The 12,356-nt window shown below is 69.2% G+C and carries 14 protein-coding genes; 9 read left to right on the top strand and 5 right to left on the bottom strand.

Features of this window, described 5'->3' with window-relative positions; translation table 11 throughout:
• The first annotated feature begins 77 nt into the window (after positions 1-77).
• Positions 78-881 (top strand): 5'-methylthioadenosine/adenosylhomocysteine nucleosidase, encoded by an 804-nt coding sequence (locus M1D55_RS11250; RefSeq protein WP_456282195.1) that lies wholly within the window; start codon positions 78-80, stop codon positions 879-881.
• 10 nt (positions 882-891) lie between these two features.
• Here the strand turns inward: M1D55_RS11250 and M1D55_RS11245 are convergent, their stop codons facing one another.
• Positions 892-1,137: a hypothetical protein gene (locus M1D55_RS11245; protein ID WP_023264535.1), complete on the bottom strand. Its 246-nt coding sequence runs from the start codon at positions 1,135-1,137 to the stop codon at positions 892-894.
• A 276-nt stretch (positions 1,138-1,413) separates the two neighbouring features.
• Between M1D55_RS11245 and hemA the strand changes: the two genes are divergently transcribed.
• The 6 genes from hemA to M1D55_RS11215 all read left to right on the top strand — a co-directional run bounded on the left by hemA (position 1,414) and on the right by M1D55_RS11215 (position 6,528).
• Positions 1,414-2,718 (top strand): glutamyl-tRNA reductase, encoded by a 1,305-nt coding sequence (hemA, locus tag M1D55_RS11240; protein WP_006577778.1) that lies wholly within the window; start codon positions 1,414-1,416, stop codon positions 2,716-2,718.
• Between the two features lie 158 nt (positions 2,719-2,876).
• Positions 2,877-3,959 (top strand): peptide chain release factor 1, encoded by a 1,083-nt coding sequence (prfA, locus tag M1D55_RS11235; RefSeq protein WP_006577777.1) that lies wholly within the window; start codon positions 2,877-2,879, stop codon positions 3,957-3,959.
• Positions 3,960-4,134: 175 nt separating this feature from the next.
• Positions 4,135-4,461, top strand: a complete 327-nt coding sequence (locus tag M1D55_RS11230) for a hypothetical protein (protein ID WP_456282692.1) — start codon at positions 4,135-4,137, stop codon at positions 4,459-4,461.
• A gap of 79 nt (positions 4,462-4,540) precedes the next feature.
• Positions 4,541-5,464 (top strand): peptide chain release factor N(5)-glutamine methyltransferase, encoded by a 924-nt coding sequence (gene prmC / locus M1D55_RS11225; protein ID WP_456282194.1) that lies wholly within the window; start codon positions 4,541-4,543, stop codon positions 5,462-5,464.
• A gap of 136 nt (positions 5,465-5,600) precedes the next feature.
• Positions 5,601-5,912 (top strand): Grx4 family monothiol glutaredoxin, encoded by a 312-nt coding sequence (gene grxD / locus M1D55_RS11220; protein WP_006577774.1) that lies wholly within the window; start codon positions 5,601-5,603, stop codon positions 5,910-5,912.
• A gap of 16 nt (positions 5,913-5,928) precedes the next feature.
• A complete protein-coding gene (locus M1D55_RS11215; protein ID WP_006577773.1) occupies positions 5,929-6,528 on the top strand; it encodes a UbiX family flavin prenyltransferase in 600 nt (199 codons plus the stop codon).
• Between the two features lie 65 nt (positions 6,529-6,593).
• Here M1D55_RS11215 and M1D55_RS11210 read toward each other — a convergent pair whose 3' ends face one another.
• The 3 genes from M1D55_RS11210 to M1D55_RS11200 all read right to left on the bottom strand — a co-directional run bounded on the left by M1D55_RS11210 (position 6,594) and on the right by M1D55_RS11200 (position 9,688).
• The gene (locus M1D55_RS11210; RefSeq protein ID WP_023264537.1) at positions 6,594-6,842 is read right to left on the bottom strand and encodes a hypothetical protein; all 249 of its coding nucleotides are present in this window, start codon (positions 6,840-6,842) and stop codon (positions 6,594-6,596) included.
• 162 nt (positions 6,843-7,004) lie between these two features.
• A complete protein-coding gene (gene amaB / locus M1D55_RS11205; protein ID WP_456282193.1) occupies positions 7,005-8,525 on the bottom strand; it encodes an L-piperidine-6-carboxylate dehydrogenase in 1,521 nt (506 codons plus the stop codon).
• Positions 8,522-9,688, bottom strand: coding sequence for a saccharopine dehydrogenase family protein (locus M1D55_RS11200; protein ID WP_456282192.1), 1,167 nt, complete (start codon positions 9,686-9,688; stop codon positions 8,522-8,524). Before M1D55_RS11200 ends, amaB begins: the two co-directional genes overlap by 4 nt.
• Positions 9,689-9,920: 232 nt before the next feature.
• Between M1D55_RS11200 and M1D55_RS11195 the strand changes: the two genes are divergently transcribed.
• Both M1D55_RS11195 and dapB read left to right on the top strand, forming a co-directional pair.
• Positions 9,921-10,370: an Lrp/AsnC family transcriptional regulator gene (locus M1D55_RS11195; protein ID WP_006579561.1), complete on the top strand. Its 450-nt coding sequence runs from the start codon at positions 9,921-9,923 to the stop codon at positions 10,368-10,370.
• 137 nt (positions 10,371-10,507) lie between these two features.
• On the top strand, positions 10,508-11,317 hold the full coding sequence (dapB, locus tag M1D55_RS11190) for a 4-hydroxy-tetrahydrodipicolinate reductase (protein ID WP_456282191.1): 810 nt from the start codon (positions 10,508-10,510) through the stop codon (positions 11,315-11,317).
• Between the two features lie 99 nt (positions 11,318-11,416).
• Here the strand turns inward: dapB and M1D55_RS11185 are convergent, their stop codons facing one another.
• Positions 11,417-12,184, bottom strand: coding sequence for a hypothetical protein (locus M1D55_RS11185; RefSeq protein WP_456282190.1), 768 nt, complete (start codon positions 12,182-12,184; stop codon positions 11,417-11,419).
• Between the last annotated feature and the right edge of the window lie 172 nt (positions 12,185-12,356).

Genomic DNA, 12,356 nt, shown 5'->3' with positions numbered 1-12,356 from the left:
AGGGCTTAGGCCCGGGTTGCGGCTCGGGCTGCCGGCTCGGCCGCACCGTCCCCATCCCGTTTCGATACCTGCACGCCATGACCCTCGGCATCCTCGCCGCCCTGCACGACGAAATCGACGGCCTGATCGCCGCCATGCGCCACGACGATGCCCGCGCGACCGTGCATCGGATCGGCATGCGCGACTACTACGTGGGCGAGCTGTACGGGCAGCGCTGCGTGGTGGTGCTGGCCCGGGTCGGCAAGGTGGCCGCCGCGGCGACCACGGTGACGCTGATCCGCGAATTCGGGGTCGACGGCATCGTCTTCACCGGGCTGGCGGGCGGGATCGGCGCCGGCGTGCAGGTCGGCGATCTGGTGATCGCCGATCGGACCGTGCAGCACGACATGGACGCGCGTCCGCTGTTTCCGCGCCATCAGGTGCCGCTGCTGGGCCGGAACGAATTCCCGACCGATCCGGCGCTGACGGCCGCGCTGCGCGACGCCGCGCAAGCCTTCCTGGCGGAAGATCTGGCCACCGCCGTGCCGGCCGCCGTTCGTGCCCGTTTTGGCGTCACTGCGGACCTCACTGCGGGCGACACTGCGGGCGTCACCGCGCCACGCCTGCATCTGGGCATGATCGCCAGCGGCGACCAGTTCATCGGGGCGCCGACCACGGTGGCGGAGCTGCGGGCGCGGCTGCCCGGCCTGCTGGCGGTCGAAATGGAAGGGGCGGCGGTCGGTCAGGTCTGCCACGAATACGGCGTACCGCACGCGGTCATGCGGACCGTGTCGGATCGGGCGGACGACAGCGCCCATGTCGATTTCCCGGCGTTCCTGGCCGAGGTGGCCAGCCACTACTCGGAGGGCGTGATCCGGCGGCTGCTGGCGGCGCTGCGGTGAGGTTGGGCGCTCAGCGCCCGCGCCGCGCGAACAGCCCGCCCAGCCCGACCAGCAGCGCGGCGCCGAGGATCGCGGCGGTCCAGCCGCTCAGCTGGCCGTCGATGAACCAGCGCAGCGCCCGGCCCAGGTAGAAGCTGGCGAGCGCGCCGACGCCGCCCAGCAGCAGCGCCATCGCGACGGTCAGCACCGGGCCGCGCGGATGCATCGCCCGCGCCACCAGCCCGACCACCATGCCCACCAAGAACGTCCCCAGCATCGCCCGCTTCCGTTGTTCGACCATCGACCTGACCCGCCCGCCGCCCGTGGCGGCAGCGGCGTAACGATAACTCAAGTCACAGCGCCGGCCGACTCCCGATAGCCTCGGCCGGGCCGCGAACGCAAGGATCGCGCCCGGACGGTATAATGCAAGCCGTCCCGGCGGCGCTCGGCCCGGCCCCTGAATGGCCAGTGTGCGCGCCGCCATGCCCAGCGCAGGCAAAGCTGGCGCGAGGCCGGAACGGCCCGCCAGCCGGACAGCGAAAAGTCCCCAACCATGCAACTGCTCGCAATCGGAATCAATCACAACACGGCGCCCGTCTCGCTTCGCGAGCGGGTGGCGTTTCCGCTCGAGCAGATCAAACCGGCGCTGGGGGCGCTGCGCTCTCAGTTGGCCGGCAAGCGCGGCACCGAGGCGGCGATCCTGTCGACCTGCAACCGGACCGAGATCTATTGCGCCACCGACCTGGTGCTGTCCGGCTCCGAGGGCTTCGACCACACGCTGCGCTGGCTGTCGCAGCACCACAACATCCCCGCCGGCGAGCTGGCCCCGCATCTGTACGCGCTGCCGCAGTCCGAGGCGGTGCGCCACGCGTTCCGTGTCGCCAGCGGCCTCGATTCGATGGTGCTGGGCGAGACGCAGATCCTTGGCCAGATGAAGGATGCGGTGCGCACCGCCGGCGAGGCCGGCACGCTCGGCACCTATCTGAACCAGCTGTTCCAGCGCACCTTCGCGGTCGCCAAGGAAGTGCGCGGCCAGACCGAGATCGGCGCGCATTCGGTGTCGATGGCGGCGGCCGCGGTACGGCTGGGGCAGCGGATTTTCGAGAGCATTTCGGGCCAGCGCGTGCTGTTCATCGGCGCGGGCGAGATGATCGAGCTGTGCGCGACCCATTTCGCCGCGCAGAGCCCGCGCCAGATCGTCGTCGCCAACCGCACGGTCGAGCGCGGTGAAAAGCTGGCCGAGCAACTGGCCGCACAGGGCCTCAATACCGAGGCCATCCGCCTGTCCGACCTGGGATCGCGGCTGCACGAGTTCGACATCGTCGTCTCCAGCACCGCCAGCTCGCTGCCGATCATCGGTCTGGGCGCGGTCGAGCGTGCGGTCAAGCAGCGCAAGCACCGGCCGATCATGATGGTCGACCTCGCCGTGCCGCGCGATGTCGAGCCCGAAGTGGCGCGGCTCGACGACGTCTTCCTGTACACCGTCGACGACCTCGGCGCGATCGTGCGCGAAGGCAACGCGATGCGGCAGGCCGCGGTGGCGCAGGCCGAAGCGATCATCGAAACCCGCGTGCAGCACTTCATGCACTGGCTGGAAACGCGCAGCGTGGTGCCGGTGATCCGCGAGCTGCAGGCCAACGGCGAGGCGATGCGCCAGGCGGAGCTGGATCGCGCGCGCAAGATGCTGGCGCGCGGCGACGATCCCGAGGCCGTGCTCGAGGCGCTGTCCGGCGCGCTGACCCGCAAGTTCCTGCACGGTCCAACCCACGCGCTGAACCACACCCAGGGCGAGGACCGCGACGCGCTGCTGCGCCTGGTCCCCGGCCTGTTCCGCCACAGCAGCCACTCCGAGCGCTAGCCGCTCGCGGGCAGCGTCCGCGCTTTCGCGCCAAGGTCGTCGTCCGCATCACCGCGCCACGCCAGCGCGGCATCCGCCTGCACAGCCGCTCAGCACCAGCACGCCGCTCCAGGACGCCGCCCAAAGACGCCGCCCGAAGAACGCCAACCCGGATTCCGATGAAAGCCAGCATGCAAGCCAAGCTCGACCAACTGGCCGAGCGCCTCGACGAAGTCAACGCCCTGCTCGCGCGCGAAGACGCGACCGCGAACATGGAGCAGTACCGCAAGCTGACGCGCGAGCATGCCGAGCTGTCGCCCGTGGCCGAGCAATATGCGCATTACCGGCAGGCCCAGGACGATCTGGCCACCGCGCAGGCGCTGCTCGACGACCCCGAGATGAAGGCCTTTGCCAGCGACGAGATCGATGCCGCGCGCGCGAAGCTCGAAGAACTGGAGGCCAGCCTGCAGACGCTGCTGCTGCCGAAGGACCCCAACGACGACCGCAACCTGATCCTCGAAATCCGCGCCGGCACCGGCGGCGAGGAAAGCGCGCTGTTCGCCGGCGATCTGCTGCGCATGTACACGCGCTATGCCGAGCGGCAGCGCTGGCAAGTCGAGATCATGAGCGAGTCGCCGTCGGATCTGGGCGGCTACAAGGAAGTGATCGTGCGCATCGCCGGCGATGCCGCGTTCTCGAAGCTGAAGTTCGAATCGGGCGGCCATCGCGTGCAGCGCGTGCCGGCCACCGAGGCGCAGGGGCGCATTCACACCTCGGCCTGCACGGTCGCGGTGATGCCCGAGGCCGACGAACTCGGCGAGATCGAAATCAATCCCGGCGATCTGCGCGTCGACACCTTCCGCGCCTCGGGCGCCGGCGGCCAGCACATCAACAAGACCGATTCGGCGGTGCGGCTGACCCACCTGCCGACCGGCATCGTCGTCGAATGCCAGGACGACCGCAGCCAGCATCGCAACAAGGACAAGGCGATGAAGGTGCTCGCGGCGCGTCTGAAGGACATGCAGTTGCGCGCGGCGCAGGCGAAGGAAGCCACCACGCGGCGCAACCTGATCGGCTCGGGCGATCGCAGCGACCGCATCCGCACCTACAACTTTCCGCAGGGCCGCGTGACCGACCACCGGATCAATCTGACGCTGTACAAGATCGACATGATCATGGACGGCGACCTCGACGAACTGATCGGCGCGCTCGCGGCGGAGCACCAGGCCGACCAATTGGCTGCGCTCGGCGAAGACGCGTAAATGCCGGTGGGCATAATCGCTACGGTTGTTTTCCGCCGGCAAAATACTTGTATTTCTTGTAAATGCCTGAAACAGCCATGGTAACGACATGGTTGGTCGCTATAATCGGAAACGGCTAACCCGGCACAAATACCGGGCGGGTCTTTTCTCGAAAAACGGACAAAAGGACGAAATCATGAAGAAACTGCTTGCGTTGTTGATGGTCACCGCTGCAGTGGCTGCTTGCGGCAAGAAGGATGAAGCCCCCGCCCCGTCGAACGTCGATAGCGCGATGGCCAGCGCGGCCGAATCGGCGAAGTCGGCGGCCAGCGACGCTGCCGCGGCTGCCGAGTCCGCCGCCGACGCCGCCAAGGCCGCGGCCAGCAACGCAGCTTCGGACGTGTCCGCCGCCGCCGAGCGCGCCAAGGACGAAGCGGCCGCCGCCATGGCGAACGCCAAGGACGCCGCCAGCAACGCGGTCAACGAGACCGCCGACAAGGCCAAGGAAGCGACCAAGAACTAAGCCGTCGCCCGCGCCGTACCGAGCCCCGCCACGGCACAGTGCCGGCGGGGCTCTCGTCTTTTTGATGGCCTCGATTCCAATGAACGATTCCCCGTCCTCCGCACCGCTGCAGTCCGGCACCCTGCCGCCGCAGGCGACGCTGCGCGAGGCGCTGGGCGCGATGACCCAGGCCGGCCTGCCGGCGCTGGAAGCGCGCATGCTGCTGACCCATGTGACGGGGCTCACTCGCACGCAGCTGATCACCCGAGATACGCAGCCGCTCGACCCCGCTCAGCACGCCGCGCTCGGCGCGCTGTTCGCGCGGCGGCTGGCGGGCGAACCGATGGCGTATCTGATCGGCGAGCGCGAGTTCTACGGCCGTCCGTTCCGCGTCAGTCCCGCGGTGCTGATTCCGCGTCCGGACACCGAGATCGCGGTGCAGGCGGCGCTGGCCCGCCTGGCGAGCACGCATGCCCCGCAAGTGCTCGATCTCGGCACCGGCTCCGGCATTCTCGCGGTCACACTGGCCTGCGAACGGCCCGATGCGCGGGTCTGGGCGACGGACATCTCGCCGGCGGCGCTCGACGTTGCGCGCGCCAATGCGGCGGCGCTGGGCGCCGGCAACGTCGTCTTCCTCGAATCGGATTGGTATGCGGCGCTGCCTGCCGACGCGCGCTTCACGCTGATCGTCAGCAATCCGCCCTATATCGCCGCCGGCGATCCGCATCTGTCCAGCGGCGATCTGCGCTTCGAACCGGTCGATGCGCTGACCGACCACGGCGACGGACTGTCCGACCTCGCCACCATCGTCGCCGGCGCGGGCGCGCACCTGCAAGCGGGCGGATGGCTGCTGATGGAACATGGCTTCGACCAGGGCGAGGCCGCCCGGCAACTGCTGCGCGACGCGGGCTTTGGCGAGGTCTTCACCGAGCGCGACCTGGGCGGCAACGAACGCTGCAGCGGCGGCCGCTGGGCGGGCGGCGATGCCGATGCCGACACCGCCGGCACTGGGTCCAAGGCCTGAAGCGGCGGTCCGAATCCGGTAGAATCGACCCGATCCCGCGCGCCACCGTTCGGCTTTTTCATGCCATCGGCCGGCGCGCGTCTCCGACTCCATGGCGCGCGGTTCGCCTCAGCGCCCCTCTTCCGAAGCGAAAATCATGAGTGACGTGCAACAAAAGATCGACCAGATCGTCAAGGGCCATCCCGTCGTGCTGTTCATGAAGGGCACGGCGCAGTTTCCGATGTGCGGCTTCTCGGGCCGCGCGATCCAGATCCTGAAGGCCTGCGGCGTCGATGCGCCGATGACGGTCAACGTGCTGGAAGACGACGGCATCCGCCAGGGCATCAAGGAATACGCCAACTGGCCGACCATTCCGCAGCTCTACGTCAACGGCGAGTTCGTCGGCGGCTCGGACATCATGATGGAGATGTACCAGAGCGGCGAGCTGCAAACGCTGCTGAAGGGCTGACGTCCTGGAAACCGCGATGAGCGCCGGGCCTGCCGCCGCGCCACGGCGCGTGATCGTCGCGATCACCGGCGCCACCGGTGCCGTCTATGGCGTGCGCCTGCTGCAGGTTCTGCGCGCGGTCGCCGATGTCGAAACGCATCTGCTGATCTCGCCCGCGGGCGTGATGAACCTGCAGCACGAGCTCGACATCGGCAAGGCCGAGGCCGAGGCGCTGGCCGACGTGGTGCACAACGTGCGCGATATCGGCGCAACCATCGCCAGCGGTTCGTTCCGGGCGCACGCGATGGTGATCGCGCCGTGTTCGATGCGCACGCTTGCCGCGATCGCGCACGGCCTGTCCGACAACCTGATCACCCGCGCGGCCGACGTCACGCTGAAGGAGCGCCGCAAGCTGGTGCTGATGGTGCGCGAGACGCCGCTGAATCTGGCGCATCTGCGCAATATGACGGCCGTCACCGAAATGGGCGGCATCGTCTTTCCGCCGGTACCCGGCTTCTATCAGAAGCCCGATACCATCGCGCAGCTGGTCGACCATACGATCGGCCGCGTGCTCGACCTGATCGACGTGCCGCAGACGCTGGCGCCGAGCTGGGCCGGCCTGAACGGACAGATCTGAGCCGCTCGCATCGCGGCGTCCTGCCGGCCACGGCGGCCACCCTTGCGATTCCCCCCCTTCCGGTATCAGCGCCAGTGCCCGCGTCCATGGCCATGCCAGTGGCCGTGCCCGCCGCGGTAATAGCCTCGGTGATAGCCGCGATACGGATAGCCGTAGTAGTAAGGCCGCGGAGCGACCACCACCGGCGGCGGCGCGACATAGACGGGCGCCCCCACGCCAACCGTGACGCCGGCATCCACCGGCGCCGGGTAGACGGCGCAGCCGCTCAGGCCTGCCGCCGCCAATGCCCCCAGACCTGCCAACCACGCTTTCATTTTTTGCCCCTGTTATACGGAATGAATGACGCCGTTATACGGGGCGAGTTGGTAATACGGGGTCAGGGCCCTGTAACCTGCGTTACGGTTCCCTACAAGGCGGGCGGCCGGCCATCGCGAGGGAGGGCCGTGTTAACCCTTGCGGCGGTCGGTCTTTCCCCCTCACAGATCGAAGCGGATGCCCTGCGCCAGCGGCAGCGCGTCGCCGTAGTTGATCGTGTTGGTCGCGCGCCGCATATAGCCCTTCCACGCATCCGAGCCTGACTCGCGCCCGCCGCCGGTCGCCTTCTCTCCGCCGAAGGCGCCGCCAATCTCCGCGCCGCTGGTGCCGATATTGACGTTGGCGATGCCGCAGTCGCTGCCGGCCGACGACAGGAAGCGCTCGGCCTCGCGCAGCGACTCGGTGAAGATGCACGACGACAGGCCGTGCGCCGCTGCGTTGTTCAGCGCGATGGCCTCCTCCAGCGAGGTGTATGGCATCAGGTACAGGATCGGCGCGAAGGTCTCGGTCAGCATGGTGTCATGCTGCGTGTCGGTGACCACCAGCGCCGGCCGCATATAGCAGGCATGCGGATAGCGGTCGGCCAGCAGCCGTTCGCCGCCATGCACGGCGTTGCCCTGGGCGCGGCAGCTGGCCAGCGCATTGGCCATGTTGTCGCCGGCGGCGCGGTCGATCAGCGGGCCGACCAGCGTGCCCGCCTCGAGCGGATCGCCGACCGGCAGGCGCGCGAAGATCTGCGTCAGCTGCTCGCGCACCGTGCCAAACAGATCGGCATGGATGAAGGCGCGGCGCAGCGTGGTGCAGCGTTGTCCTGCGGTGCCCGCCGCGGCGAACGTCATCGCACGCAGCGTCAGCGGCAGGTCGGCCGACGGCGCGACGATGGCCGCGTTGTTGCCGCCGAGTTCGAGGATGCTGCGCTTGAACTGCCCGGCGCAGGCGATGCCGACCTCGCGCCCCATCCGCGTCGAACCGGTCGCGCTGACCAGCCGCACATCGGGATGGGCGACCAGCCGCTCGCCCAGTTGCCGGCCGCCGCACAGCACCGTGGCGATGCCCGCGTGCTCGGGCGCCGCGGCCTCGATCACGCGATCGAGCAGCGCCTGTACGGCCAGCGCGCATTGCGGCGTCTTTTCCGACGGCTTCCATACCACCGCGTTGCCGCAGACCAGCGCCAGCGCGGCGTTCCACGCCCACACCGCGACCGGGAAGTTGAACGCGGAGATCACGCCGCAGACGCCGAACGGATGCCAGGTCTCGCGCATCGCATGCTGGGGGCGCTCGCTGGCGATCGTCAGCCCATGCAGCTGGCGCGACAGGCCGACCGCGAAGTCGCAGATGTCGATCATCTCCTGCACCTCGCCCAGCCCTTCCTGCAGGATCTTGCCGGTCTCGAGCGAGACCAGTTCGCCCAGCGCGCCGCGGTGTTCGCGCAGCACCTCGCCGAAGCGCCGCACCACCTCGCCGCGCACCGGCGCCGGCACCAGCGCCCAGCCGCTCTGCGCGGCGTGGGCCTGGGCGATGCGGGCGTTCGCCTCGTCGGCACTGCAGGCGGCGATATGGCCGAATACCTCGCCGTCGATCGGCGATCGCGCCGGCAGCGCGCCGGGGCCGCCGGCACCGTCGCGCCAGGGAATGGGCTGGCCGATGGCGCGCCAGCAGCGCTCGAATGCGTCGGCTTTCATGCGAGGGCCTCCTGTAGCGGATGGCAGGTGTAGTGCCTGCCGAAACGATTGGCGAGGAAGGCCTCGAGCCGCATGTCCTCCTGGCGGACGAAGCCCCGTTGCGGCAACTGGCCGGCGATCACCATGTCGAGCGCGGCGCAGACGCCGGCGGCGGTGGTCAGCTGGATCGCGTTCAGGTGGCCGTGCTCGCCCTCGGCGCCGCCGATGCGGGCGGAGAACGAAGCCTGCGTCAGCGGGCCCAGCCGTCCGTCCTCGCCGGCCGTGCGCCCGGTGGCGCTGGCGAACACGACCACCACGTCCTGCTCGGTCAGCGGAATCGCGCTGTCGAAGATCTCGCGCAGCCAGTCGCGCCGTTCGCGCAGCCGCAGATCGTCGAGCAGGAGCTTGATCACCGCGCAATGGCCAGGATAGCGGATGGACTTGTAGTCGACGTGGCGCGCGCGCCCGGCCAGCGTCTCGGGCAGCGTGCCGAGGCCGCCCGAGGTATGGAACGCCTCGTACTCGATGCCGTCCAGCGCGAAGCTCTCCAGCCCCTCCAGCGCCGGCACCTCGACGCGGCGGCCGTCGACGATGGCCTCGCACGGGTTGCAGTACTCGTTGATCAGACCCTCGGTGCTCCAGGTCAGGTTGTACTTCAGCGCATTGTTCGGATAGCGCGGCAGCGCGCCGACGCGCATGCGCAGGTCCAGCAGCTGGCCGCCGCCGCGCAGGAAGCGCTGCGCCAGGTCATGGCCGACCACGCCGATGAAACCCGGCGCCAGTCCGCACTGCGGCATCAGCACCGCGTGCGCATCGTTGGCCAACCTGCGGATCGCCCGCGTCGCGGCGACATCCTCTGTCAGGTCGAAATAGTGCACGCCCATTTCAGCAGCGACGGTCGCCACCGGCACCGCGGCGTGGAACGGCAAGGCGTTGATCACCGCCGCGGCGCCTGCCAGCGCGTCGATGCAGGCCTGCCGCTCGGACGGATCGGCCACGCGGGTGGAGACGCCCGCGGGCAGCGCGTCGAGCGCGTCGCGATAGCGGTCGACCACGGTCACCGCATAGTCGCCGCTGTCCCGCAGCATGCCGGCGATGGTGCGGCCGATCTTGCCGGCACCGAGCACGGTGACGGGCACAGCCGCACCGGAACGAGCCGAAGGGAAGGAAAGGTTGTTGTTCATGACGGTCCTCCGACGCGGGGAAAGGAAGCGCGCTGGTCGCGCCGGGCATGGCTGCGCAGCAGTTGCAACGCCATGCCGTGATCGAAGTATGGTCCGCGGCGCCGTCGGATTGAACAGACAACATTGACGAAAACCCGCCATAATCGGTCGATATGACGGCATCGGCCGACGAAACGACGATACGCCGGCGCCGCACCGACTCGCGAAACCCAAACCCCGATACCTGTACCGCATGACCGATCTCGACCAGACCGACCGTCACCTGCTGTCGCTGCTGCAGGCCAATGCGCGCGACAGCGCCGCCAACCTGGCGCGCAAGCTCGGCATCGCGCGCACCACCGTGGTCGCGCGCATCGCGCGGCTGGAGCGGCTCGGCGTGATCGCCGGCTATGGCGTGCGGCTGGGCCAGCAGATGGAGGACAACGCGATCCTCGCCTTCTGCGGGCTGTCGGTGCAGCCCAAGACCGCGCCGACGGTATTGCGCGCGCTGCAGCGCTTTCCCGAGGTGGTCGAGCTCGATTCGGTCAGCGGGCCGGTCGACTACATGGCGGTGATCCGCTGCGACACGCACGCGCGTCTGGACAAGCTGCTCGACGAGATCGGCGCGCTCGACGGCGTGAACCACACCAGCACGTCGATCGTGCTGGCGCGCAAGATCGATCGGCGACGGCCGGTCGGGTAACGGTCAGCCTTTCCGCAGCCGCTTGCGCGCCCGTCTGCGCACTTTGCGCAAACGCGGCAAACTGGCGGGCTGTCCGCGGAACGCGCGAACGCGGGCACCGCAACATCGCAACATATGGCTTCAGGAGGAATTTGCCGATGAACACACCAATCCGTGTCGCCGTGGGCGGCGTGACCGGCTGGGCCGGCGGCGAACTCGCGCGCGGCGTCGCGCACGCGCAGGACATGACGCTGGTCGCGGGGCTCTCGCGCGGTGCGGCCGGCCAGACGCTGGCACAGCTGACCGGCTATGCCGACACGCCCGGCAAGGCGGTTGCCAGCATCGCCGAGCTGGCCGGCACGCCATACGACGTCTACGTCGAATACACCAAGCCGGACATCGCCAAGCACAACATCCTGCAGGCGCTGGCGCAGGGCGCCCATGTGGTGGTGGGCACCTCGGGGCTGTCGGACGAGGACTATGCGGAGATCGACGCCGCCGCGCGGGCGGCCGACCGCGGCGTGCTGGCCTGCGGCAATTTCGCCATCACCGTGGTGCTGTTGCAGAAGTTCGCCGAGATGGCCGCGCGCCATCTGGATCAGTGGGAGATCATCGACTACGCCAAGGCCGGCAAGGTCGATGTGCCATCAGGCAGCGTGCGGGAGCTGGCCTACCGGCTCGGGCAGGTCAAGGCCGCCACCCAGACGGTGCCGCTGGACCAGGTCAAGGGACCGGTCGAGACCCGCGGCGCGACGATGTCGGGCACGCAGGTCCATGCGGTGCGGCTGCCCGGCTATCAGCTCGGTGTCGAGGTGATCTTCGGCGCCGACGGCCAGCGGCTGCATCTGAAGCACGAGGCCGGCGACGGCTCCAAACCCTATGTGTCCGGCGCGCTGCTGGCGATCCGCAAGGTACATACCTTGCGCGGCGTCGTGCGGGGATTGGACAAGGTGATGGAGGGGCTGTAAGGCGCAACTACGTCGCCCCCGCGAACGCGGGGGCCCAGCGACTTCATCGGCTCACAGTCAAAGCCGCTGGGTTCCCGCCTGCGCGGGAACGACACAGGCTTACCAGCTGCCCGGCTTGCCGTCGCCCTCGCCCTTCTTCGGCTTCTGCGCCACGGCCTTCGGCGCGCTTGGCGCCGAGGCGGCGCCCGGGTTCAGTTGCTGCGTGATCGCCGCATCCTTCTGCGCCATCACCGTGCGGGCGCGCGGCAGCAACAGCTCGATGCTGCCGGTGTCGGGGTCGTCGGGAATCGAATAGACCTCGACCGTCAGCGGCGCCTGCATCCAACCGGCGTGGACGCTGTTGACGCTCTTGCCGTCCTTGTCCAGCAGCGCGACCTGCTCCTCGCGGAACGGCTTGCCGTAGCGCGCGGTCAGCGTGCGCAGCGTCGACTGTTCCGAGCGCACGCCGTCGGTCGGCACGATCAGGCCGACCAGCGCGTTGCGATCGACCACCGCCAGCGCATGCGGGCCGTCCATGAAGGCCGGGCGCTGCTTGCGGGGCACGCCCACCTGGCGCATCGCGCCATCGCCACGCACTTCCACGCAGAAGGCGGTCACATCGGTGCCGTCCGGCGTGCGCTTGTCTGCGCAGTCGGGCAGGTCGGGCATCGGATTGCCGATCTTCAGCGCGCCGAGCAGCGGCGCCAGCAGGTCGGCTTCGGGCGAGGTTGTAGCGGTAGAAGGGGCGGCGGGCGGGGCGGAGGCGGGCTTGGCGGCGTTCGCCGACGGGACGGCGGCCGCGCTGGCCGCATGGACTGCAGGCGCCGCGGCCAGCACACCGGCCGCGGTAAAACCGGCCACAGCCAGGCCGGCAAGTTGGAATCGCATTCAAACTCCTGGTTTTGGGGTCGGGCGTTGGAGCGACCGGGCCGCCCGATGTTCCGGATGTGACGCCGCCGCGAGCGATGGGCACGCTCGGATGCGTGGGGTGCCGCCGAGGCTTCACATTGTCGGCGCAGCGATAGGCAACGTGGCTAGTGTGGTGGCGGCAGGAGCGCCG

It is taken from the genome of Cupriavidus sp. JZ107, assembly GCF_053903255.1.
The sequence above is the reverse complement of the archived record's forward strand: the minus strand, read 5'-3'. Positions and strand labels throughout refer to the sequence as shown.

What these genes read in the sequence shown, in the direction of transcription:
- grxD (WP_006577774.1), top strand. Translation starts at nt 5,601, where the DNA reads ATGAGTGACGTGCAACAAAAGATCGACCAGATCGTCAAGGGCCATCCC.
- M1D55_RS11185 (WP_456282190.1), bottom strand. Translation starts at nt 12,184, where the DNA reads ATGCGATTCCAACTTGCCGGCCTGGCTGTGGCCGGTTTTACCGCGGCC.
- prfA (WP_006577777.1), top strand. Translation starts at nt 2,877, where the DNA reads ATGAAAGCCAGCATGCAAGCCAAGCTCGACCAACTGGCCGAGCGCCTC.
- M1D55_RS11245 (WP_023264535.1), bottom strand. Translation starts at nt 1,137, where the DNA reads ATGCTGGGGACGTTCTTGGTGGGCATGGTGGTCGGGCTGGTGGCGCGG.
- M1D55_RS11250 (WP_456282195.1), top strand. Translation starts at nt 78, where the DNA reads ATGACCCTCGGCATCCTCGCCGCCCTGCACGACGAAATCGACGGCCTG.
- M1D55_RS11210 (WP_023264537.1), bottom strand. Translation starts at nt 6,842, where the DNA reads ATGAAAGCGTGGTTGGCAGGTCTGGGGGCATTGGCGGCGGCAGGCCTG.
- prmC (WP_456282194.1), top strand. Translation starts at nt 4,541, where the DNA reads ATGAACGATTCCCCGTCCTCCGCACCGCTGCAGTCCGGCACCCTGCCG.
- amaB (WP_456282193.1), bottom strand. Translation starts at nt 8,525, where the DNA reads ATGAAAGCCGACGCATTCGAGCGCTGCTGGCGCGCCATCGGCCAGCCC.
- M1D55_RS11195 (WP_006579561.1), top strand. Translation starts at nt 9,921, where the DNA reads ATGACCGATCTCGACCAGACCGACCGTCACCTGCTGTCGCTGCTGCAG.
- hemA (WP_006577778.1), top strand. Translation starts at nt 1,414, where the DNA reads ATGCAACTGCTCGCAATCGGAATCAATCACAACACGGCGCCCGTCTCG.
- M1D55_RS11200 (WP_456282192.1), bottom strand. Translation starts at nt 9,688, where the DNA reads ATGAACAACAACCTTTCCTTCCCTTCGGCTCGTTCCGGTGCGGCTGTG.
- dapB (WP_456282191.1), top strand. Translation starts at nt 10,508, where the DNA reads ATGAACACACCAATCCGTGTCGCCGTGGGCGGCGTGACCGGCTGGGCC.
- M1D55_RS11230 (WP_456282692.1), top strand. Translation starts at nt 4,135, where the DNA reads ATGAAGAAACTGCTTGCGTTGTTGATGGTCACCGCTGCAGTGGCTGCT.
- M1D55_RS11215 (WP_006577773.1), top strand. Translation starts at nt 5,929, where the DNA reads ATGAGCGCCGGGCCTGCCGCCGCGCCACGGCGCGTGATCGTCGCGATC.